Below are 21421 nucleotides of genomic sequence, written 5' to 3'. Positions count from 1 at the left end.
GCTGCTAGAAGGGTCAACCCTCTGGTCCGCTATTCCTAACATCAGAGATGCGCTACCAAACTGCGCTATTCACCGACTTAATTCTTTTCGAGAAATGTTATTAATTAACGCTTTCTCTGATAATAACGGTTTTAATAAACCACTATTATTTAAATAGTGGTCGGTGAAGAGGGATTCGAACCCCCGACCCTCTGGTCCCAAACCAGATGCGCTACCAAACTGCGCTATTCACCGACTAATTCTTTTCTAGGAACGCTGCTAGAAGGGTCAACCCTCTGGTCCGCTATTCCTAACATCAGAGATGCGCTATCAAACTGCGCTATTCACCGACATTTCAACACGCTATGCGCTGTTGAGGTCGCTATAATACTCGCCATTTTTATTTTAGCAACCCCTATACGGTATTTTTTTTGTAACTAAAAAATATGCTTACTAATCCAGCTATTTTAAGAGGTAACAACGACTTATTCTGTATAAAATACAATCAACTATCCACTTTTGCAGTAATTCCAAAGTCTTAATGATAAATATCATTACATGACATAGTTGATATTAAATGAATTTAAGTGCTTAAACCCTTAAATATCTACCTTTATCTTTCTTAATATATTCACTTTTGTTTCAATTAAGCGCAGGTATACTAAAATTATTGCTTAATTATAGTGAGCCTATTATGTCTAATAATGAATTAGATCTCTTTAAAGAGATGATGGCCGATGTAGCGCCGATAAAACAAGATACAATTTTAATCCAACAGAAATACCAAGTGTCTGAGGCTCAACTTGCTCGACGTCTTGCGGCACAAACACTAGCAAATGGTAATATTGATTATCTCTCGCTTGATAACGCCAATATGGTCAAACCGGATGACATGATTGAGTTTAAACGTGATGGGGTTCAATTAGCTGTATTTAAGAAAATGCGACAAGGTAAATATGACATTCATGCCCGCCTAGATCTTCATAAAAAGACCTTATATCAAGCTCGGGATGAAATACTGGCTTTTTTAAAACAATCCCAACGGTTAGATATTCGCACGGTTATGATTGTTCATGGCAAAGGAGGACGAAGTAATCCTCCTGCATTAATGAAAAGTTTTGTCACCACTTGGCTAGAACAAATTTCTGATGTGCTTTGTTTTCACTCCGCATTGCGCCAGCATGGTGGAACTGGAGCACTTTACGTAATGATCAAGAAAAGTGCAGAAAAGAAACAACAAACCCGCGATCGACATCTAAACCATCGAGATGCCTAACAAAACATAATCAGAGCAAATAACTAATAAAGCACTGATAAAAAAGCAAATATCACTACTGATATAAAAAAGACACTATTAACCAAATAGTAAGATAAATATATCCTAGGGTTAAATTGTTTTGAATTTAATTATCATACAATTTAAGTAAAGTCGCCGCTCTAGGAGATTATTCATGAATTCAGAAATACGCCCAATGCTGCTAATGCTAGTGTCTACATTTAGCTTATCAGTAACAGGATTGTTAGCTAAATGGCTAACCCACAGCTTTGACCCTGCATGGCTATGTTTTTTTCGCCTCTTATTCCCTGCGATTCTGGCCTTTTGGTTAATGGTGATCACCCAATGGTCACAACCCAATAAACAAGCGTGGAGTGGTTTAATCGTTCGCGGTATTTGCATTACAGGTAGCCAACTTTGTTTTCTTGCCTCAATTAAACACCTTAGCCTTGTTGAAGCCGTTGTTTTATTTGGTACCAGTCCTTTATTTGTTCCAATTTTAGAACGTATCTTTTTTAAAACACCAATCAAGCGCCTGATTATTATCAATTTAGGTATTACGTTTACTGGCTTACTTTTTATTGCGGGTAACCTGGAACAAATGAAATTTGGTGGTAGTTTATTATTAGGTTTAGCGGGCGGTATTTTTAATGCCGGCTCACAAGTGGCGATGTACCGATCAAGTAAAAGTAACCTAACACCTTTAGGGGTAAGTGCTTGGAGCTTTATTATTGCCTCAATATTTTTAGTACCATTCTTGATGTTCTCACCAATGACAACGGCGGTAGAGTGGCACACATTAACGGGTTGGCAGCATCCTTTATTATTACTCTTGCTATTTATGGCGGTATGTACGGTTAATACGCAAGTGTTCCGCGCCAAAGCTTACCAACTTGCAGAATCAGGTTCACAATTAGCACCGATTATTTTTACTAATTTAATTTTCTCAGCAATTTGGCAATTCATGTTCTTTAATCACCCAATGTCATGGAACAAAATTGTGGGAGTTAGCTTAATTATATTAGCGACACTCTTAAATACTTTTGTACCCATTTGGTTACGTAACAAAAGATACCAGCCTAATTGTTAATATAAAATAGCCGAACTCAGTTCGGCTATTTTGATGTTTTGGTATAATTAAGCTAGCCACACCACACGTAATGCTAATCCCAGTAAAACTATCCCTGACAGACGATCGATCATTTGTGCTTTTGTTCTTAACACTGTGAGAACGCGTGGATAAGATAAAATACTCGCAATTAATGTATACCATAATCCATCCACCAATAGTGGCGTGGCAACAATAATCACTTTTGATGAAGCTTCATTACCGACTGCGACAAATTGGCTAAACAGCGCTAAAAAAAATAACGCTAATTTAGGATTAAATAACGAGATCATCACCCCATCACGCGCAGCTTCAAGCAATGAGCTTGATTGTCCCTGTGCTAATTTTGCAGCAACACCGCCTTTAGAACGTAATGCATTAAGTCCTAAATAAGCTAAATATCCAGCACCAACATAACTGACACTGGTAAATAATAGGGGTGATTGGTGCAGAACGACCGCTAATCCAAGTAGGGTGAATAATGCGTAACACCCCACGCCACAAGCATGAGCCCAAGCACAAACAATGCCATGCCAACGTCCACCGGATAGGCTATGTTTGGCCACTACCGCTAAACTGGGTCCCGGTGACATCGCACCTAATAGACAAATGAGTAATAAAGAAAGCCAAATAGTAATAGTCATCGCTAATCTCCTTTTATCAATGAATATATCGAGATTCTTTATTACCCCAATGCGTTGTTATTGGTTAATCTTGTTTTGCGATAAGTGCAAAATAACCACTGGTTAATGCCACTAAATCTTTCGCGGCTAATTCTATTTCCAAGCCACGACGTCCAGCGCTGACACAAATAGTCTCAAACTGCTCAGCACTACTATCAACGAAAGTAGGTAAGCGTTTTTTCTGCCCCAAAGGACTAATACCACCCACTATATAACCCGTCACTTTCTCGGCTAATTTAGGATCTGCCATCTCAGATTTTTTACCACCAGCGGCTTTAGCGGCAGCTTTTAGATCTAACATCCCTGCGACAGGAACCACTGCCACAGCCAAGTTTTTAGGATCACCATTTAATGCAAATAATAGTGTTTTAAAAACTCGATGAGGATCTAACCCTAAAATTTCCGCAGCTTCATGACCAAAGTTATTATTAGCAGGATCATGTTCGTATTGATGAACTTGAAATTCAATTTTATTTTTTTTTGCTAATTTAATTGCAGGCGTCATAACATTTTCTCTTACAACTTGATTAATCAAACAGTTGTAATTAGCTCCCCTTTTATTCACATCATATCCATCAAAGAAGCTAACCACATCTGTTTACCAAAACAGAACTATATACCGAGATATATTTTTTAAAAAGTATAAAAAAAAAGGCGCTGAAAATTCAGCGCCGTAAAAAATAGATTTAGATAATAGTCATCACTTATTTATAAATAATCTCACCTTTTGGTGCATATTTATTAACATCAATTGGGCTATTATTTTGTAAAAATTCTTTTAAAACTTCTGCATCAACAAATCCAGTGTTAACATAACCTGAGTGATGACTAACTTTTGGATAACCATCGCCACCCGCAGCATTAAAACTTGGTACAGTAAAACGGTAAGTCTTATTCATTAATAATGGCTGACCACCAATCTTCACATCACTCACTTGACCTTTAGCAACCGTCATACTAATGCCATAAAATTGCGCGTAAGCACCGGAATCAATAGGCTTAGTTGCGACAACATTTAAATAGTCTAGAACTTCTTTTCCTGACATATCAATATAAGACACAATATTGCCAAAAGGTTGTACTGTCAGCACATCTTTATAGGTAATGTTACCGGCATTAATTGAATCACGTACACCACCGGAATTCATCACCGCAAAATCAGCTTTCGCACGTTGCATATGTGAAGCAGCAATTAAGCGACCTAAATTAGTCTGCTTAAAACGTACTACATTACGATCACCTTCTAACTTACCGTTAGACTCAGCAATCTTAACCGTTAGTTGTTCTTGACCCTTTTCTTGGAATGGCGTTAAAAACGATAGTACTTGTGGATTTTGTTGAATTTCACTTTGAATAAACACCCGTTTTTGAGTGCCATCTTCTAGTTTGATTTTTTTCTTTAAATTTACCGGTACTAAATCATAACTAACGAGATTTAATTCACCATTTTGAAATTCAAAATCAGCCCGTCCAACATACTTACCCCATTCATGAGCCTGCACAATCCAAGTGCCATTTTGTTGATCAGGCGTACATTTATCACCTGGTTTAAAATCACTATTGGTTTTATTTGGTCCTTCCATACAAACAGGCTCTTGCGAATGGCCACCAACGATCATATCTAAATCACCCGGCTGCATATAACGTGCTAATGCCACATCACCAGGGGCATTAATACCGCGTTGACCATCTTCATAATGCCCCATATGGGTTGCGGCAATTATCACATCTGGTTTTTCATTCTTTTGAAGCTCAGCGATAACACGTTTAGCTTCTGATTTTGGATCGCGAAATTCAATTGTACCAATATATTCTGGATTACCAATTTTAGCGGTATCTTCAGTGGTTAATCCAATTACCGCAATCTTAATCCCTTGCTGCTCAAAAATTTGATACGGTTTAAATAAACGTTTACCGGTTTTTTTATCGTAAATATTAGCCGATAACATCGGGAAATTAGCCCATTGTTGCTGTTTACGTAAAACATCAAGTGAATTATCAAATTCATGGTTACCTAATGCCATCGCATCGTAACCTAACAAATTCATACCTTTAAAATCTGGCTCTGCATCTTGTAAATCTGATTCAGGAACACCGGTATTAATATCACCACCAGAAAGTAATAATGTGGTACCGCCTTCTGCTTTTACTTCTGCACGAATATTATCTAACAACGTTTTACGTGCCGCCATTCCATACTCACCATTTTGGTTTTGCCAAAAACGTCCATGGTTATCATTAGTATGCAAAATAGTAATGCGGTAAGTTTTATCTGCATCCCATTTTGTCGCAGTATCCGCTGTCGATGTCGCACAGCCAGAAAGTACCGCAAGCAGAGCCGCAGTTAATATAGTTTTAGCAAATAGACGTTGTTTCATGTTATCCACCTTAACGATTTTAATCATCGATGCCACCATTTTGGATAGCAAAAAACAACTAAAATTGATGCAAAAATAATCGTGTTATTTGATTAAATAGTAATAATAAATAACAGCTTAAAAATAATTGCGCTCAGTGTAAGTGAATCAAAAATAACCACGTCTATAGCGTCACTATTTTGCAATCAAGATCACTGTTACAACATTCAAAACCAATAGTGGATCACAAACCATAAAAAAAGCTCGGACACTGCCGAGCTTTTTTTAAAATATTGAGCAAATTTAGCCTCTAAAATTTGTCATTTAAGCCTAAAATACTTTTTCAAATTTAGTCGCTGAACGGCGAATAAAAATAGCAATTAATGCCGATATTGCTAAAAAGAAACAATAGTAAGAATGAGATACTATTTCTAATGGCGATAGCTTAAACACAGACCCTAATAATAAGGCTTGCGCGCCATAAGGTAACACCCCTTGAATGACACAAGAGAAGATATCCAACAAGCTCGCAGAACGACGTGGCGTTACACCATTTTCTTGGGCTAATTCACGAGCAACACCACCAGACACAATAATTGCCACAGTATTATTTGCAGTACAACAGTTAGTTAAACTCACTAAGCTCGCAATGCCTAACTCACTCGCGCGTGAATTTTCTGATGCATTATGCTTTGAGCTAAACTTGCCAATCACACGGCTAATTAGTTGGGTTAAAAATGCCAAACCGCCTTGCTGGCGCATTAATTCACTGACACCACCAATTAGCATTGAAAGCAAGAAGATTTCTTGCATATTGCCAAAACCACTATAAATATCTTTACCAAATGTAGTTAGGCTATAGCTGTCTATCGAAAACAAGCCAACACCACCAGCCAGCACAATACCTAAACTCAGCACAACAAAAACGTTCACCCCAGAAACAGCAAGGATCAAAATAGTGATATAAGGTAAGACCTTAAGCCATTCAATAGGGTTAGCAGCAGGCAGCGTTGTCACTGAACTACTAAAGGCAAACAACACCATCGTCACAATTGCTGCGGGTAACGCTATTTTAATATTTTCACGAAACTTATCTTTCATCTGACAACCTTGAGAACGGGTTGCAGCAATCGTCGTATCTGAAATAATCGATAAGTTATCACCAAACATTGCACCACTAAGAACAACACCAGCCGTTAATGCTACATCCATTCCAGCCGCTTGAGCGATACCTAATGCCACAGGTGCCACTGCAGCAATAGTGCCCATAGACGTACCCATTGAGGTAGCAATAAACGCTGAAATAACAAAAATACCCGGTAAAATCATACTCGCAGGCAATATTGCCATACCTAAGTTTACCGTTGCATCAACACCACCAGAAGCCTTAGCAACCGCCGCAAAAGCACCCGCTAATAAATAAATCATGCACATTGCAATAATATCGCTATGACCAACGCCACGAATAAATTGTTCTATTGCTTTATTTAATTTTTCTTTGCTCAGCAAAATAGCCACTATTACGGCAGGTAATGCCGCAACGGGTGAAGGCAATTGATAAAATGCGAAGTCGACACCTTGATAAGTAAGGTAACTACCGACACCGATAAATAAGGATAAAAAGATCCCCAATGGCAGCAATGCCAATGCTGAAGGTGTAATTGCTGCTGGTTTAGTTGTGTTTGACATGCTGATAATGAATATCTATTTTAGAATTTCCCTTAGGTTAATGGGATGTGTCATCACTGTCAACATCTAGACGTCTAAACATCCATATGCGCAATAATAACTCTCCGTAAAAACCGTCAAAAAAACATTTACGCCAATATTTTGACTGTATTTCCCGTCATTAGCGCCAATAAAAAGTCATAAAATATCAACACCTTACCCCATTTAAAATAAAATATTTAATCATAACTGAATCAATTGTAATGCCAGTTAGAATTTGCTCTCATAGGGTATATTTTTACTCATGAGATGAACTAATGCAGTTTTCACTCAAACAAAAACTGATCATTGCTAGCGTATCTGCGGTGATAATAATGGCAACAGCATTAACATGGTTGGCTGCCAAGCAACTCGATAATGAGACTCACGCCAGTACCTCAGAGCGTGCTCATAGTATTGCCTCTACAGCAACAATAGGTATTGCCGACTGGATGAATATTCGCCGTGCAATTACACAATCATTCGATAAATATTATGATCAACCCAATAGTGTGATGTTTTTAGAGCAAGCACGTAAAAGCGGTGGCTTTGATGATATTTATTTTGGTGCCGTAGATGGCGCCATGGAGCGATCACATCCTGAACGTAATCGTGCTGACTACGATCCACGTACTCGACCTTGGTATCGCGATGCACAAACAGCGGGCAAACAAATCATTACCACCGCTTATAAAGATGCGATTACTAATGCTCTATTAGTCACGATAGCTCAGCCATTACAAGCTAAAGGCCAAATGGTGGGAGTGGTCGGTGCTGATGTTCTCATCGATCAATTAATCAATGATGTTATTAGCCTTGATGTTGGTGATAATGCTTTTGCCATGTTAATCAATAAACAAGATGGCACTTTTCTCGCTCACCCGAATAAGCAACTATTACTGAAACCATTAGCGCAATACAGTAACCAATTAACATTAGCCAATATTGAACAGCAGGTTGCAACGAACAAATCCCAAAGCTTAACCATAAATGGCCACCAGAAAGTATTCTATTTTTCTAACGTACCGAATACTGACTGGATTTTAGCGTTAGAAATGGATCGAGCAACAGAAGAAGCCAATTACTATTCAGCGTTACAGCAGTTAATTATTACTGCAATCGTTATTACACTATTAGTGATCGCCGCCTTAACAGTATTAGTTAATTTCCTCTTTCGCGATCTTAATCGAGTATCAGCAGCCTTAGCAGAAATTGCGAGTGGTGAAGGTGATTTAACCCGTCGTCTTGAACCTCATAGCAATGATGAAGTGGGTCAACTAGCACATAACTTCAACTTATTTGTGAGTAACCTCCATAGCATGCTGACGCGTTTAAGTCTCGTATCTAGCACCTTAAACCAACAGTCACATATTACAGCTTCTCAAGCAGAAGAACGCAGTACTCGTATTCAATTTCAACAAGATGAAATTAATATGGTGGCGACTGCAATTAATGAGATGGCAGCTGCTACCCATGAAATTGCATCAAATGCAGAAAATGCTGCTCGCACCTCAGAAGAAACGGTGATTGCTTCAGGCCATGGCAGCGTCCAAGTTAACCAAAGCCAACAATCAATCGCGAGTCTTGCCCAAGAAGTAGAAACGGCAACGGGTGTGATCAGCGCGTTAAACAGCCATGCACAAAGTATCAATACCATTCTTTCGACAATTCAAGGTATTGCAGAGCAAACCAATTTATTAGCCCTTAATGCGGCTATCGAAGCGGCACGCGCAGGAGAACAAGGACGAGGTTTTGCTGTTGTTGCTGATGAAGTTAGAGTATTGAGTCAACGTACCCATGCTTCAACCCAAGAAATTCAGCAGATGATCGAAACACTGCAACAGACCACCAGCCAAGCGGTGGGAATCATGGATGATAGCCGTCATTTAGCAGAAACCAGTGTTGATGATGCTAATTCGGCCTCTGCAAGTTTGTCTCAAATCACAACGGCGGTGAATAACATCAGTGATATGGCAACACAAATTGCTTCTGCCGCAGAAGAACAATCATCGGTGACATCTGAAATTACTCGTAACACTGAGGGAATTCGTGATGTATCAAATGAATTAGCAATAGAAGCTAATGAAGCAGCAAAACAAGCTGCGGAGTTATCAACATTGTCACATGAACTGCAACAAGAAATTAATCGATTTAAACTGTAATTATTCGCTATCCAGTTAATAACCAACAATAAAGGCTTGCCTACCCGGCTGCTAGTTGAAACTAGAAACAGAGTCGCAAGCCTTTATTTTTATGCTTTAGGTCGCTACCGTTTTACTTAACCATATTAAATACAATCGCACCAACCGCTAAACACCCCATCAATAAGATGAAATACGTGCTTATTTTGCCGCGATAGATTTTTAAGCTTTCAATGTGATATACCGCCAGCATAGGCATTAAAAATAGAATCATCGCAATCACTGGCCCAGACAGCGCTTCCATCATACCTAAAATACTTGGGTTCATTACCGCTGCAAACCAAATGCTGATAAACATCACAACAATGCCGATCTTATCAATGGTCTTTAATGATAAAGAAGTCTGCTTAGCAACTAAGCCATTAAAACTTTCACGCGCCCCCATGAAATGCCCTAAGAACGATGATGTGATCGCAATAAAAGCAATTAAAGGCCCTAAAATCATAATAAAAGGGCTGTCTTCAACATTCGCTAAATACGATAACACTGACACGTTATCCACTTTCGCTTGCTGAAGTTGTGCTGGCGTTAAGCTTAGTACACATGAAAAAACAAAAAACAGTACAAACACAATTAACATCACTGACGTACGTTTTAGAATTGTTTCTGATTTAGTCTGTGCTTGTTTACCATATTGACGGCGCTGAGCATTAACAAAACCGGAGACCACTGGCGTATAGCTAAAAGCAAAAACAACCACGGGAACAGCTAACCATAATGACGCACTTAAATCACCAATACTTTGATTAAGGCTAAAATTAGGCATATGCCAACTTGGAATCAGATAAATTGAAATACCCGCTAAAATAAATGCTAAAGGATAAACAATCAGACTAAAAACTCGCAGCATGGTTTTTTCACCTGCAAGCATAATAGCGATCATACCAAACACTAATCCACCGGATAGCCAAACACGTGACGGTGGAGTCATATGTAGTTGGTGTACCATAAAACTATCAACGGTATTGGTTAAGCCGACACCATAAATAAGTAAAATAGGAAAGATAGACAGAAAATAAAGCAGTGAAATAAGACGTCCATAACGCTGGCCGAAATGCTCTTCAACCACATCGGTAAAATCTGCATCTTTTTGCGTTGATGATAAAACAAACCGAGCCAACCCGCGATGAGCCCAAAATGTCATAGGCCCTGCCAATAATGCCATGATCACTAATGACCAAAAACCACCAGAACCAATATTAATCGGCAAAAATAAAATGCCAGCACCAACGGAGGTCCCAAATAAGCTTAACATCCAACTGGTGTCATGCTTAGTCCAACGAGATGAAACGATTGTTGCTTCCGATGCGGAAAGATCTTGCGATATGGACACGGTAACTCACTACGACTTAATAAAACTGGCCATCAGTATGAAACGAGCATCGCTAAGACTCAAAAAAAGAGTGACACAGATCACCCTAAAATAACAGAGTTCAATATCCTACTACCACTAACAAAGTGGTAATTGGCAATATATAACACTGCCTTTGCAACCTTACATCAGAATAAAAAACCAAAATTTTCAATTAAACAATTTTTTCAACATCGCGTGATTTTTACACAAAAAAACCCTATGAACAGAATTCATAGGGCCAAAAAGCTATCTCTAATAGATAATTAGTTCACTTCGATTGGTGCAAAACTTTTAATTAAATCATCTAATTGTTTAATTTGCGCAAGGAAAGGCTCAAGCTTATCAAGTGGAAAAGCAGATGGACCATCACAACGTGCAGAATCTGGCGTTGGATGTGCCTCCATAAATAAACCAGCAATACCTGTCGCGATACCTGAACGCGCAAGATCAATGGTTTGCTCACGACGACCACCTGACGCAGCGCCTAGAGGATCGCGACATTGAAGTGCGTGCGTTACATCAAAAATAATTGGACTACCTTTTGATGCTTTTTTCATTACATCAAAGCCTAGCATATCAACCACAAGGTTATCATAACCATGCAATACGCCACGCTCACATAAAATCACATTGTTGTTATCGCATTCAGCAAATTTTTCAACAATGTTACCCACTTGACCAGGGCTCATAAACTGTGGTTTTTTCACATTGATCACAGCACCTGTTTTTGCCATTGCTTCAACAAGATCAGTCTGACGAGCAAGAAAAGCCGGTAGCTGAATCACATCAACTACATCAGCAACAACTTGAGCTTGTTCTTTTTCATGAATATCAGTAATGATTTTCACACCAAAAGTGTCTTTTAGTTCTTGGAAGATTTTTAAACCTTCTTCTAAGCCAGGACCACGGTACGAATGTACAGATGAGCGGTTAGCTTTATCAAAAGACGCTTTAAATACGAAAGGAATACCCAATTTGTTGGTTACTTCTACGTAGTGCTCACAAATTTCCATCGCTAAATCACGCGACTCTAGCACATTCATACCACCAAAAAGGACGAATGGCTTATCGTTAGCAACATCAATATCGCCAACACGAACAATTTTTTGTTGCATCATATTTATCTTCTCATCTAGTGCAAGGTAAGAGGCTCTTCATATAGAGCATCAACTTGAAGTTTAAGTAAATCAGCAGCAGGATCTTCAGGGCATTGCTTAATAAAATAAGAATAATCTACCGCAGCCGCATGAAGACAATCAAGTTGCTGGTAAATATAGCCCCGATCACGAATTTCGTGTGGATCGCCTGGATTTAATACGAGTGCTAAATCACTGCAACGTAACGCGTCAGTAAATTGTTCTTCTCGTAATAACGCACTTTTCATTACCGTTAACCAGCGCGATAAAATAACGTTATTTTGCTGTTCATCAAGATACTCAGATTTAAATTCAGCAAAGGGACCACGATGACCAATCAACCAACTGCGTAAGATATGGGTGCTAACAAATTCACCATCAAAAGGATTGATGTATTGAATATCATCTTTCGACCACACAACTTTCAATAAAAATTGAGTTGGAAAACCAACGTTTTCAACAGGTAATTCTAGCTGCTTAGCCAGATACAACAAAATTGCCCCTAAGCTAACAGGGATCCCTTTGCGTCGTTCTAATACTTTATCTAAAAAGGCATTATCAGATGAAAAGTACTGCTGAAGATCGCCTTGAAATCCCCACTCACGATAAAACAGTCGTAATAACCCATCTAAACGTAAACGAGGATTAACCTCCCCCATTAACATTTGTTCAGCTTCTTGTGCTAACTGTGTCAAGCGCAACTGTACCCATGTCGTTGGGAAATCAGTCTCAACTTCAGCCATGAAAGCAATCGCGCCATCAACCAACGGCATCTGATTAAGCTCTTGTTCATTAAATGGCATCATGATTTTACCTGTATTAACCTAAGATAGGTGTTTTAGTGATCGCTAATTGTGCCGCTAGCACTAGCCAGCCAATTGCGCCTAAAAAGGCAAACGTCTTAAAGACTTTATTCTTTCCATGATGAAGAGTGAAATAACCTAATGCTATATAGGCAAGAACACAGGTTAATTTTTCTGTTAACCAGCCATTACCAGCAGTAAAAGGCATAAAGCCAGTAATAAAAATTAATGCCACACCAGACGCTAACATGATCGTATCAATGATATGGGGAGTAATCTTAAAGAATTTTTTCTGTATCATTGATGAGTTTGCCATCACCATGATATAGCGTGCGACAAACAGTAAAACACTTAACGCAATCGCGGTAAGGTGGATATGTTTCATTGCCATATACATCATTGTTAATGATCTCCTTGCCAGCAACCCATCGTAACACGATCGAGCCCAGCATAATCCTGACATGTTGATACCTGCACATAACCTAATTGCTCAAGAATCGTTCGAACGGCTGCGCCTTGTTCAAAACCATGTTCCATGAGTAACCAACCGTCAGGCAATAAATATTGGCGTCCATATTGGCTAATAATACGAATATCAGCGAGTCCGTTATCACTAGCGACTAACGCACTTTTAGGTTCAAAGCGTACATCACCTTCAATCAGATGTGGATCTGCTTCGTCTATATAGGGCGGATTACTGACAATGACGGTAAATTGAGGCTGTTGTTCAAGTGGGGAATACCAACTACCGCATAAAAAACGGCTATTGGTAATATCTAATCTGTGGCTATTTTCAGTGGCCAAGGCGACAGCTTCTTGGCGTAAATCAATTCCAGTAACAGCAATATCTGTACGTTCAGATGCAATCGCTAAGGCTATGGCACCTGTTCCAGTCCCTAAATCAAGAACCTGACATTGATGCGCTGGAATTTTATCTAACGCGAGCTCAACCAATCTTTCAGTATCAGGACGAGGTATTAATGTCGACGGTGACACTTTTAGCGGTAATGACCAAAACTCACGCTCACCGACTATATAAGCAATCGGCTCACCCGCTATTCGACGGGCTAATAACGCTGAAAATATGTCAAATTGCGTATCATCGAGCTGTTTTTCTGGCCAGGTTAATAAATAACTGCGTGGTTTATCAAGTACATGGCAGAGCAAAACTGCACTGTCTAACTGCGGACTATTAGAGCCCGCAGTCGCAAGTTGTGCACTGGTCTGTTGTAATAAACATTCAATGCTACGTGGCATTAGTTTTGCTCAGCCATTGCTGCAAGCTGATCCGCTTGGTATTCAGTAAATACAGGCTGGATCAATGCATCTAAGTCACCTTCCATCACTTCATTCAAACGGTAAAGTGTTAGCGTAATACGGTGATCAGAAACACGGCCTTGCGGGTAGTTATAAGTACGAATACGGTCAGAACGGTCACCTGAGCCTAACAAGTTACGACGTGTACTTGCTTCTGCTTCATGACGACGTTCTTCTTCAGCTTTAATAATACGCGCAGCAAGAACAGACATTGCTTTCGCTTTGTTCTTATGTTGTGAACGTTCATCTTGACACTCAACCACAATACCGGTTGGTAAGTGAGTAATACGAATTGCAGAATCTGTGGTGTTAACGTGCTGACCACCTGCGCCAGATGAGCGGAAAGTATCGATTCTTAAATCACCTGCGTTAATATCAGGAATTTCAGCTTCTGGAATTTCAGGTAAAATTGCGATAGTACAAGCAGAAGTATGTACACGGCCTTGAGATTCTGTAGCAGGTACACGTTGTACACGGTGACCGCCTGACTCAAACTTTAATACGCCATAAGCGCCATCACCGTTTACTTTTGCGATCATCTCTTTGTAACCGCCTTGCTCTGAACGGTTTTCATTGATGATCTCCATACGCCAGCCGCGACGCTCAGCATATTTGCTGTACATACGGAACAAGTCACCCGCGAAAATACCTGCTTCATCACCACCAGCACCAGCACGAATTTCAACGAAACAGTTACGATCATCATTAGGATCTTTAGGAATCAATAATAGTTGTAACTCATCCGCTAAACGTTCAATTTCAGCTTTCGCGTCTTTGATTTCTTCTAGTGCCATTTCGCGCATTTCAGCGTCATCTTCTTGCGCCATTTCTTCAGCGGCTTCAAGATCATCTTTCGCTTGTTGGTACGCTTGGAAACACTTGGTCACTTCTTCAAGCTGAGAATACTCTTTTGAAAGTGCGCGGAATCGGTTTTGATCACTAAGAACACCGGGATCACCCAGTAAATGTTGAACTTCTTCGTAACGTTCAACCAGCGTTTCTAATTTAACTAAAATTGATTGCTTCATAATCTTCTAATTAGGGTGCGGAGTGAAGGCCTAGGCCATCAACTACTAATCGTTATAGGAATCCAGCCCAAGTGCTTCACGGATCACAACCAATTTGTCAGATTCACCATCTTTGGCGACCTGTTGCATGGCTTTCGTCGGGGCATGGATAAGCTTATTGGTTAATTTATTACTCAATTCTACCAAGGCTCTTTCAGGATCGGTGCCATTGGCGATTGCTTGTAAGCTGCGTTGTAACAGCTCATTTTTTATTGCTTCGGCATATTGGCGATAATCACGAATACTATCAACCGCTTCCAGTGAACGTAGCCACTGTAAAAAGGCAATACTTTCTTCAGTTATTATCGCCTCAGCTTGAATCGCAGCGACTTTACGTTGCTCACGATTTTTCTCGACAATCGAATGCAGATCATCAACAGAATATAAATAGACGTCATTAATATCGCCCACCTGTGATTCAATATCACGTGGTACGGCGATATCAACAAAGAGCATTGGCTGATTACGACGTTGCTTCAACGCGACTTCGACCATGCCTTTACCGACAATGGGTAATGGGCTTGCCGTTGAGCTAATCACAATATCGGCACAATGAAGGTAGTCGGGAATATCTTCTAAACCAATCACTTCAGCACCAAATTCTCGTGCTAGATTAACAGCACGCTCACGGGTTCTATTGGCAACAATTAAACGGTTACAGCCTTGTTCAACTGCATGACGAGCAACCAACTCAATGGTCTCTCCTGCTCCGATGAGCAACATCGTCACACCAGATAAAGCTTCAAAAATTTGTCTAGCCAACGAACATGCAGCATAGGCGACAGACACCGCATTGCCACCGATATCGGTTTCAGTGCGTACTCGCTTTGCGACAGTAAACGTTTTTTGAAACAATTTTTCTAAGGTACCAACCACAGTTCCATTGTCTTTTGATTCCGAATAAGACTGCTTCACCTGTCCTAGGATTTGCGGTTCGCCTAATACTAACGAATCTAAGCCACACGCCACACGCATTAAATGTCGCGCCGCAGCTTGTTGTTCATGAAAATACAGGCTTGGCATCAATTCTTCGGCTGTGATCTGATGAAATTTGGTCAACCAGTCAATAATCACACCCGGTCCTGACTGTGATAATTCACAGTAAACTTCGGTACGGTTGCATGTCGATACAATAACCGCACTTGATACCTCAGGATGGTTTTTAAGCTCCTGCAGTGCCAAAGACAGTTTTTCAGGAGAAAAAGCTACCTTCTCACGCAAATCAACAGAAGCTGTTTTGTGGTTGATTCCTAATGCAAGCAAGGTCATGGAAACAGTATACCCACTTTGGCAGTGAAAAATCTAAGGTGCAGATTTTACTTGATGCCATGTCGTAATAAAAGGCAACAGACGTAATCAATCCATAATGACACCATTTTTATCGTTTTTTAGCCACCTTCTTAGCTTCGTTAAGGGGTATAATTTGGCATTCGATTAAATTATCGCTATTGTTTTGACTCATTCTGATAGAGATCCCTACGATGATATTGCGTAATCTTGTTAAAAATATCACTTTCACGTCGGTAACCCCGCCACTCAAAAATGTGGTTACAGCACGTCAAAAAAAATGGCTTAGTGCATTTTTCGCTTTATCGCTATCACTGCTTGCAGGTTGTGCCCAACAACCGACAGTAACGCATAACGCCGATTGGCCCCTCCATCAAGCCCAATTAAAACAACTCACCAATTATCATGCTCAAGGTGTCTTTGGTTATATTAGCCCACAACAACGGGTGACGCTGTCCTTTAATTGGCAAAACCAACCTGATGATTATCAACTTATTTTAACCAAAATGTATAAAACGATCCTTAAGTTGGATGCTCGTCCTAATGCGGTAACGCTGACCGATCCAGATGGTAAAACCTACCATGGTACCAATGCAGCACAACTCGTACAGCGGCTCACAGGTATTAGCTTACCACTTCAACAAATGCAAGATTGGTTAATAGGTTTACCTACGGGAGCGGATCATTACCTACTCAATAAAAATGACCAAGTCGCCTTTTTAACCAAAAAAATAGCGGGTCGCACTTGGGAGATGCATTACAGTACTTATGACAATACTCAAGTACCCTCACTGCCAACACTAATGACCTTAACGCAAGGAAATTTAACCATAAAAATAAAAGTCTCCCAGTGGAAAACAGCGTAATAACCTTGGTTTATTCATATTTAAAATTTACGTAATAATGAGTTATTTTCATGAACCACAACGCCAAATTTGATATTGCCACTCAGTGGCCAGCACCTGCAAAACTTAACCTTTTTCTTTATATTACAGGTCAGCGAGACAACGGTTATCATGACTTACAAACGTTATTTCAGTTTGTTGATTATGGCGACACATTAACCATTACAGCCCGTCAAGACAGCAAAATCACATTAATGCCAGCCATTACGGGTGTCGCTACTGAAGATAATTTAATTTACCGTGCTGCTGTTGCTTTACGCCAAGCCGCGCAAGTCAATTTTGGGGCAGAGATCCATATTGATAAAATTCTACCAATGGGTGGAGGCTTAGGTGGCGGCTCATCCAATGCTGCCACAACCTTAGTCGCATTGAATTTTTTATGGCAAACACAATTATCTGTTGATGAACTTGCGGCTATTGGATTAAAACTTGGCGCAGACGTACCCGTTTTTGTTCGTGGTCATAGTGCCTTTGCAGAAGGTATTGGTGAGAAATTACAACCTGCATTGCCACAAGAAAAATGGTATCTCATCGCTAAACCCGATATTAGCATCGCAACTGCTGAAATTTTCAACCATCCACACCTACCACGTAACACAAAAAAACGCAGCTTAGATGCCCTGTTACGAAGGGTTTACGAAAACGATTGCGAAAAAATTGTAAGAAGTCTTAATCCCGAGGTTGATCAGGCGCTTTCATGGCTGTTAGAATATGCACCGTCAAGATTAACTGGTACTGGCGCTTGTGTGTTTGCTGAATGTAACACTGAGCAAGATGCTAATGATATTTTGAATAATTTACCTGACTGGCTCCAGGGATTTGTCGCAAAAGGTGTTAATGTATCTCCTTTGATGACAACGCTAGCCACATATTCTATGGATTGTCAGTAATTACAACTTGGACGCAACCTGAGGTTTACACCGTGCCTGATATGAAGCTGTTTGCTGGTAACGCTACACCAGAACTAGCCCAACGCATCGCTGATCGTCTTTATATTTCATTAGGAGACGCAACGGTTGACCGTTTCTCCGATGGTGAAGTATGTGTGCAAATTAATGAAAACGTGCGTGGTAGCGACGTATTCATTATTCAATCAACTTGTGCACCAACTAACGACAACCTAATGGAACTTGTTGTTATGATCGATGCATTACGTCGTGCTTCTGCAGGTCGTATTACTGCTGTGATTCCATACTTCGGTTATGCGCGTCAAGATCGTCGTGTACGTTCTGCTCGTGTGCCAATCACGGCCAAAGTTGTTGCTGACTTCCTTTCAAATGTAGGTGTTGACCGTGTACTAACGGTTGATCTACACGCTGAACAAATTCAAGGTTTCTTCGACGTTCCTGTAGATAACGTATTTGGTAGCCCTGTGCTGCTAGAAGATATGTTAGCGAAAGACCTACAAGATCCAGTGGTTGTTTCTCCTGATATCGGTGGTGTTGTACGTGCGCGAGCTATCGCTAAGCTATTAGATGATACGGATATTGCTATCATCGATAAGCGTCGTCCACGTGCTAACGTTTCTCAAGTTATGCACCTAATCGGTGATGTTGAAGGTCGCGATTGTATTATCGTTGATGACATGATCGATACCGGCGGCACACTATGTAAAGCTGCTGAAGCGCTCAAAGAACGTGGTGCTAAACGTGTATTTGCATACGCGACTCACCCTGTATTCTCAGGTAGTGCGCTACAAAATATCACTGAATCTGTCATTGATGAAATCATTGTGACTGACTCAATTCCACTAACCAAAGAAATTGCTGCAACAGGTAAAGTATCAGTACTTACGCTGTCAGGCATGCTAGCTGAAGCGATTCGTCGTATCAGCAACGAAGAATCAATTTCTGCGATGTTTGAGCACTAATCACGTTCGATTAGAATGAAATTTATCTCAGCTAAATAAAAACCAACGCCTCGCTTTTGCGGGGCGTTTTATTTTTTATTGACTGCTGAAAGAGCCGATCACCGTAGAGTCGTATCAATTTCACTTGATTTAGTATAATATAGCGCGCGTTTTGAACCCGACTATTGCTCGGTTTAGCCATTACAGTGGTCATCACAAAACGCTATCACTACTGCTATATGACAAGAGAGACAAGCGTGAGTAATAATATTCGGTTACTTGTCGGCCTGGCAAACCCTGGCCAAGAGTATGCACAAACCCGCCATAATGCTGGTGCATGGGTCGTTGAAGAACTAGCTCGAGTCCATAACGTTACCCTACGTCAAGACCCAAAATATTTTGGACTAACAGGCAGGATCACAACGAATGGTCAAGATCTTCGCTTGTTGATCCCAACCACATTCATGAATTTATCGGGTAAGTCAGTTGCAGCGCTCGCTAATTTTTTCCAAATTAAACCGGAAGAAATTTTAGTGGCGCATGATGAACTTGACTTACCTCCTGGTGTTGCCAAATTTAAAAAAGGCGGTGGTCACGGTGGTCATAATGGACTACGTGATATCATTAGCAAAATGGGCAACAACAAAGATTTCTATCGCCTAAGGATTGCCATTGGCCACCCAGGCGATAAAAATAAAGTCGCTGGTTATGTGCTAGGAAAAGCACCGACCAAAGATCAAGAACTTATTAATGCAGCCGTTGACGAATCAGTGCGCTGTATTGATGTGCTTCTAAAAGACGGCCTCAGTAAGGCACAAAATCGTCTTCATTCATTCAAGGCAGAATAGCACACTGGTAACAGTACTGTTTTGTCGTTATAGACTCACCATTGAGTACTATCGTTGAGTTGTTACAGAATAATCACCAAAAGGGTTACAAGCCATGGGTTTTAAATGCGGTATCGTAGGTCTACCAAACGTTGGTAAGTCAACACTGTTCAATGCCTTAACAAAAGCAGGCATCGAGGCAGCTAACTTCCCATTCTGTACTATCGAGCCAAACACAGGTGTTGTACCTGTGCCAGATCCTCGCATGGATGCATTAGCAGTTTTCGTTAAACCAGAGCGTATTCTGCCAACCACAATGGAATTTGTAGACATCGCAGGCCTTGTTGCTGGTGCGTCTAAAGGTGAAGGTCTTGGTAACAAGTTCCTAGCTAACATTCGTGAGACTGATGCTATTGGTCACGTTGTTCGTTGTTTTGAAAATGACAACATCGTTCACGTTGCTGGCCGTATTGACCCTCTTGAAGATATCGATATCATCAACCTTGAATTAGCAATGGCTGACCTTGATACTTGTGAGCGCGCTATTTTCCGTTTAGCTAAACGTGCTAAAGGCGGCGATAACGACGCTAAATTTGAGATCAAAGTATTAGAAAAAATGCTGCCATTATTAACTGATGGTGTAATGCTACGTTCAATGGAATTAAGCAAAGAAGAAAAAGCAGCTGTTGATTACCTGCACTTCTTGACGCTAAAGCCAACCATGTATATTGCTAACGTTAATGATGACGGTTTTGAAAATAACCCGTTCCTAGACAAAGTAATCGAGCGTGCAGCAACAGAAAACGCAATTGTTGTACCTATCTGTGCAGCAATGGAATCTGAAATCGCAGAACTTGACGATGAAGATCGCGAAGAATTCTTAGCTGATATGGGTATCGAAGAACCAGGTCTTAACCGTGTTATTCGTTCTGGTTACGAACTGCTGTCACTACAAACTTACTTCACTGCTGGTGTTAAAGAAGTGCGTGCATGGACAATCCCTGTTGGCGCTACAGCACCAAAAGCTGCCGGTGTTATCCACACTGACTTTGAGAAAGGCTTTATTCGTGCAGAAGTTATCGGTTACGATGATTACATCGAATGCGGTGGCGAATCAGCAGCGAAAGACGCAGGTAAATGGCGTCTAGAAGGTAAAGACTACATCGTTAAAGATGGTGATGTAGTACATTTCCGCTTCAACGTATAATCAGTTATATTCAATTATTATCGATATAGCGATGAATTAATGGATAAGCCAGCATTGCGCTGGCTTATTTTTTATCACTTCAACTCTAAAAATAAATCAGTGTTAGGTCACAGTTTTAATTATTATTAGCTGACAAATCAGATATCAGTTTGTGATTCGCCCAGTTCGCCCAAATAACCGACGAACAAACGAATTTTCGCTGTTTTTCAAAAAAAACTATTGACGGTTTTAACTGGTATGAGCATAATGCGCCCCGTTCCCAACGAAGTGACTCACTAAGAGCAGTAGCTGTTGGAAGCAAAATGGCTACGTAGCTCAGTTGGTTAGAGCACATCACTCATAATGATGGGGTCACAGG

At 40.4% G+C, this 21421-nt stretch carries 19 protein-coding genes and 1 tRNA gene; 8 read left to right on the top strand and 12 right to left on the bottom strand.

All coding sequences use genetic code 11. The features are described from left to right. Positions 1-157: 157 nt before the first annotated feature. A tRNA-Pro gene (locus tag Q0V26_RS16225) sits at positions 158-234 on the bottom strand. 436 nt (positions 235-670) lie between these two features. On the opposite strand from Q0V26_RS16225, the gene smrA reads away from it, so the two are divergent. Next, entirely contained in the window at positions 671-1255 is a 585-nt protein-coding gene (smrA, locus tag Q0V26_RS16220) for a DNA endonuclease SmrA (protein WP_297483769.1), read from the top strand. Between the two features lie 175 nt (positions 1256-1430). Next, positions 1431-2345 carry a DMT family transporter gene (locus Q0V26_RS16215; RefSeq protein ID WP_080158095.1) on the top strand — a complete coding sequence of 305 codons (915 nt, stop codon included), beginning with the start codon at positions 1431-1433 and terminating at the stop codon, positions 2343-2345. Between the two features lie 47 nt (positions 2346-2392). Here Q0V26_RS16215 and Q0V26_RS16210 read toward each other — a convergent pair whose 3' ends face one another. From Q0V26_RS16210 to Q0V26_RS16195, 4 genes are all read right to left on the bottom strand, one after another. Further along, positions 2393-3007 carry a LysE family translocator gene (locus Q0V26_RS16210; protein WP_297483764.1) on the bottom strand — a complete coding sequence of 205 codons (615 nt, stop codon included), beginning with the start codon at positions 3005-3007 and terminating at the stop codon, positions 2393-2395. Between the two features lie 64 nt (positions 3008-3071). Further along, positions 3072-3551 (bottom strand): Cys-tRNA(Pro) deacylase, encoded by a 480-nt coding sequence (gene ybaK, locus Q0V26_RS16205; protein WP_297483762.1) that lies wholly within the window; start codon positions 3549-3551, stop codon positions 3072-3074. 199 nt (positions 3552-3750) lie between these two features. Next, positions 3751-5424, bottom strand: coding sequence for a bifunctional UDP-sugar hydrolase/5'-nucleotidase UshA (gene ushA, locus Q0V26_RS16200; protein WP_297483760.1), 1674 nt, complete (start codon positions 5422-5424; stop codon positions 3751-3753). Between the two features lie 309 nt (positions 5425-5733). Beyond that, complete coding sequence (locus Q0V26_RS16195; protein WP_297483759.1) at positions 5734-7092, bottom strand: Na+/H+ antiporter NhaC family protein; 1359 nt, start codon at positions 7090-7092, stop codon at positions 5734-5736. Positions 7093-7388: 296 nt separating this feature from the next. On the opposite strand from Q0V26_RS16195, the gene Q0V26_RS16190 reads away from it, so the two are divergent. Then, positions 7389-9272: a methyl-accepting chemotaxis protein gene (locus tag Q0V26_RS16190; RefSeq protein ID WP_297483757.1), complete on the top strand. Its 1884-nt coding sequence runs from the start codon at positions 7389-7391 to the stop codon at positions 9270-9272. 112 nt (positions 9273-9384) lie between these two features. On the opposite strand, the gene Q0V26_RS16185 is transcribed toward Q0V26_RS16190, so the two are convergent. The 7 genes from Q0V26_RS16185 to hemA all read right to left on the bottom strand — a co-directional run bounded on the left by Q0V26_RS16185 (position 9385) and on the right by hemA (position 16257). Further along, positions 9385-10638, bottom strand: coding sequence for an HAAAP family serine/threonine permease (locus Q0V26_RS16185; protein ID WP_297483767.1), 1254 nt, complete (start codon positions 10636-10638; stop codon positions 9385-9387). 290 nt (positions 10639-10928) lie between these two features. After that, positions 10929-11783, bottom strand: coding sequence for a 3-deoxy-8-phosphooctulonate synthase (kdsA, locus tag Q0V26_RS16180; RefSeq protein ID WP_297483755.1), 855 nt, complete (start codon positions 11781-11783; stop codon positions 10929-10931). Positions 11784-11797: 14 nt separating this feature from the next. Then, positions 11798-12607 (bottom strand): tetratricopeptide repeat protein, encoded by an 810-nt coding sequence (locus Q0V26_RS16175; RefSeq protein ID WP_297483753.1) that lies wholly within the window; start codon positions 12605-12607, stop codon positions 11798-11800. A 13-nt stretch (positions 12608-12620) separates the two neighbouring features. Further along, positions 12621-13001, bottom strand: coding sequence for a SirB2 family protein (locus tag Q0V26_RS16170; protein ID WP_080158172.1), 381 nt, complete (start codon positions 12999-13001; stop codon positions 12621-12623). A gap of 5 nt (positions 13002-13006) precedes the next feature. Further along, the gene (gene prmC, locus Q0V26_RS16165; RefSeq protein WP_297483751.1) at positions 13007-13861 is read right to left on the bottom strand and encodes a peptide chain release factor N(5)-glutamine methyltransferase; all 855 of its coding nucleotides are present in this window, start codon (positions 13859-13861) and stop codon (positions 13007-13009) included. Then, positions 13861-14949 carry a peptide chain release factor 1 gene (prfA, locus tag Q0V26_RS16160; RefSeq protein ID WP_080158103.1) on the bottom strand — a complete coding sequence of 363 codons (1089 nt, stop codon included), beginning with the start codon at positions 14947-14949 and terminating at the stop codon, positions 13861-13863. The genes prmC and prfA overlap by 1 nt, the downstream gene beginning before the upstream one ends. 45 nt (positions 14950-14994) lie before the next feature. Next, a complete protein-coding gene (hemA, locus tag Q0V26_RS16155; protein WP_297483748.1) occupies positions 14995-16257 on the bottom strand; it encodes a glutamyl-tRNA reductase in 1263 nt (420 codons plus the stop codon). A 212-nt stretch (positions 16258-16469) separates the two neighbouring features. On the opposite strand from hemA, the gene lolB reads away from it, so the two are divergent. From lolB to ychF, 5 genes are all read left to right on the top strand, one after another. Further along, on the top strand, positions 16470-17141 hold the full coding sequence (lolB, locus tag Q0V26_RS16150) for a lipoprotein insertase outer membrane protein LolB (protein ID WP_297483747.1): 672 nt from the start codon (positions 16470-16472) through the stop codon (positions 17139-17141). A gap of 50 nt (positions 17142-17191) precedes the next feature. Beyond that, on the top strand, positions 17192-18070 hold the full coding sequence (ispE, locus tag Q0V26_RS16145; RefSeq protein ID WP_297483745.1) for a 4-(cytidine 5'-diphospho)-2-C-methyl-D-erythritol kinase: 879 nt from the start codon (positions 17192-17194) through the stop codon (positions 18068-18070). A gap of 32 nt (positions 18071-18102) precedes the next feature. Continuing rightward, a complete protein-coding gene (locus Q0V26_RS16140) occupies positions 18103-19050 on the top strand; it encodes a ribose-phosphate pyrophosphokinase (RefSeq protein WP_036793517.1) in 948 nt (315 codons plus the stop codon). 236 nt (positions 19051-19286) lie between these two features. Further along, positions 19287-19877 carry an aminoacyl-tRNA hydrolase gene (gene pth, locus Q0V26_RS16135; RefSeq protein WP_297483741.1) on the top strand — a complete coding sequence of 197 codons (591 nt, stop codon included), beginning with the start codon at positions 19287-19289 and terminating at the stop codon, positions 19875-19877. 94 nt (positions 19878-19971) lie between these two features. Beyond that, positions 19972-21063 carry a redox-regulated ATPase YchF gene (gene ychF / locus Q0V26_RS16130; RefSeq protein ID WP_297483739.1) on the top strand — a complete coding sequence of 364 codons (1092 nt, stop codon included), beginning with the start codon at positions 19972-19974 and terminating at the stop codon, positions 21061-21063. Positions 21064-21421 lie beyond the last annotated feature (358 nt).

Source organism: uncultured Photobacterium sp., assembly GCF_947039875.1.
Lineage (GTDB): Bacteria > Pseudomonadota > Gammaproteobacteria > Enterobacterales > Vibrionaceae > Photobacterium.
The sequence above is the reverse complement of the archived record's forward strand: the minus strand, read 5'-3'. Positions and strand labels throughout refer to the sequence as shown.

Coding starts and splice junctions, on each gene's coding strand:
- hemA (WP_297483748.1), bottom strand. CDS start 16,257: ATGACCTTGCTTGCATTAGGAATCAACCACAAAACAGCTTCTGTTGAT.
- Q0V26_RS16170 (WP_080158172.1), bottom strand. CDS start 13,001: ATGTATATGGCAATGAAACATATCCACCTTACCGCGATTGCGTTAAGT.
- prfA (WP_080158103.1), bottom strand. CDS start 14,949: ATGAAGCAATCAATTTTAGTTAAATTAGAAACGCTGGTTGAACGTTAC.
- kdsA (WP_297483755.1), bottom strand. CDS start 11,783: ATGATGCAACAAAAAATTGTTCGTGTTGGCGATATTGATGTTGCTAAC.
- ybaK (WP_297483762.1), bottom strand. CDS start 3,551: ATGACGCCTGCAATTAAATTAGCAAAAAAAAATAAAATTGAATTTCAA.
- prmC (WP_297483751.1), bottom strand. CDS start 13,861: ATGCCACGTAGCATTGAATGTTTATTACAACAGACCAGTGCACAACTT.
- Q0V26_RS16195 (WP_297483759.1), bottom strand. CDS start 7,092: ATGTCAAACACAACTAAACCAGCAGCAATTACACCTTCAGCATTGGCA.
- Q0V26_RS16215 (WP_080158095.1), top strand. CDS start 1,431: ATGAATTCAGAAATACGCCCAATGCTGCTAATGCTAGTGTCTACATTT.
- Q0V26_RS16210 (WP_297483764.1), bottom strand. CDS start 3,007: ATGACTATTACTATTTGGCTTTCTTTATTACTCATTTGTCTATTAGGT.
- ispE (WP_297483745.1), top strand. CDS start 17,192: ATGAACCACAACGCCAAATTTGATATTGCCACTCAGTGGCCAGCACCT.
- ychF (WP_297483739.1), top strand. CDS start 19,972: ATGGGTTTTAAATGCGGTATCGTAGGTCTACCAAACGTTGGTAAGTCA.
- lolB (WP_297483747.1), top strand. CDS start 16,470: ATGATATTGCGTAATCTTGTTAAAAATATCACTTTCACGTCGGTAACC.
- Q0V26_RS16175 (WP_297483753.1), bottom strand. CDS start 12,607: ATGATGCCATTTAATGAACAAGAGCTTAATCAGATGCCGTTGGTTGAT.
- ushA (WP_297483760.1), bottom strand. CDS start 5,424: ATGAAACAACGTCTATTTGCTAAAACTATATTAACTGCGGCTCTGCTT.
- Q0V26_RS16190 (WP_297483757.1), top strand. CDS start 7,389: ATGCAGTTTTCACTCAAACAAAAACTGATCATTGCTAGCGTATCTGCG.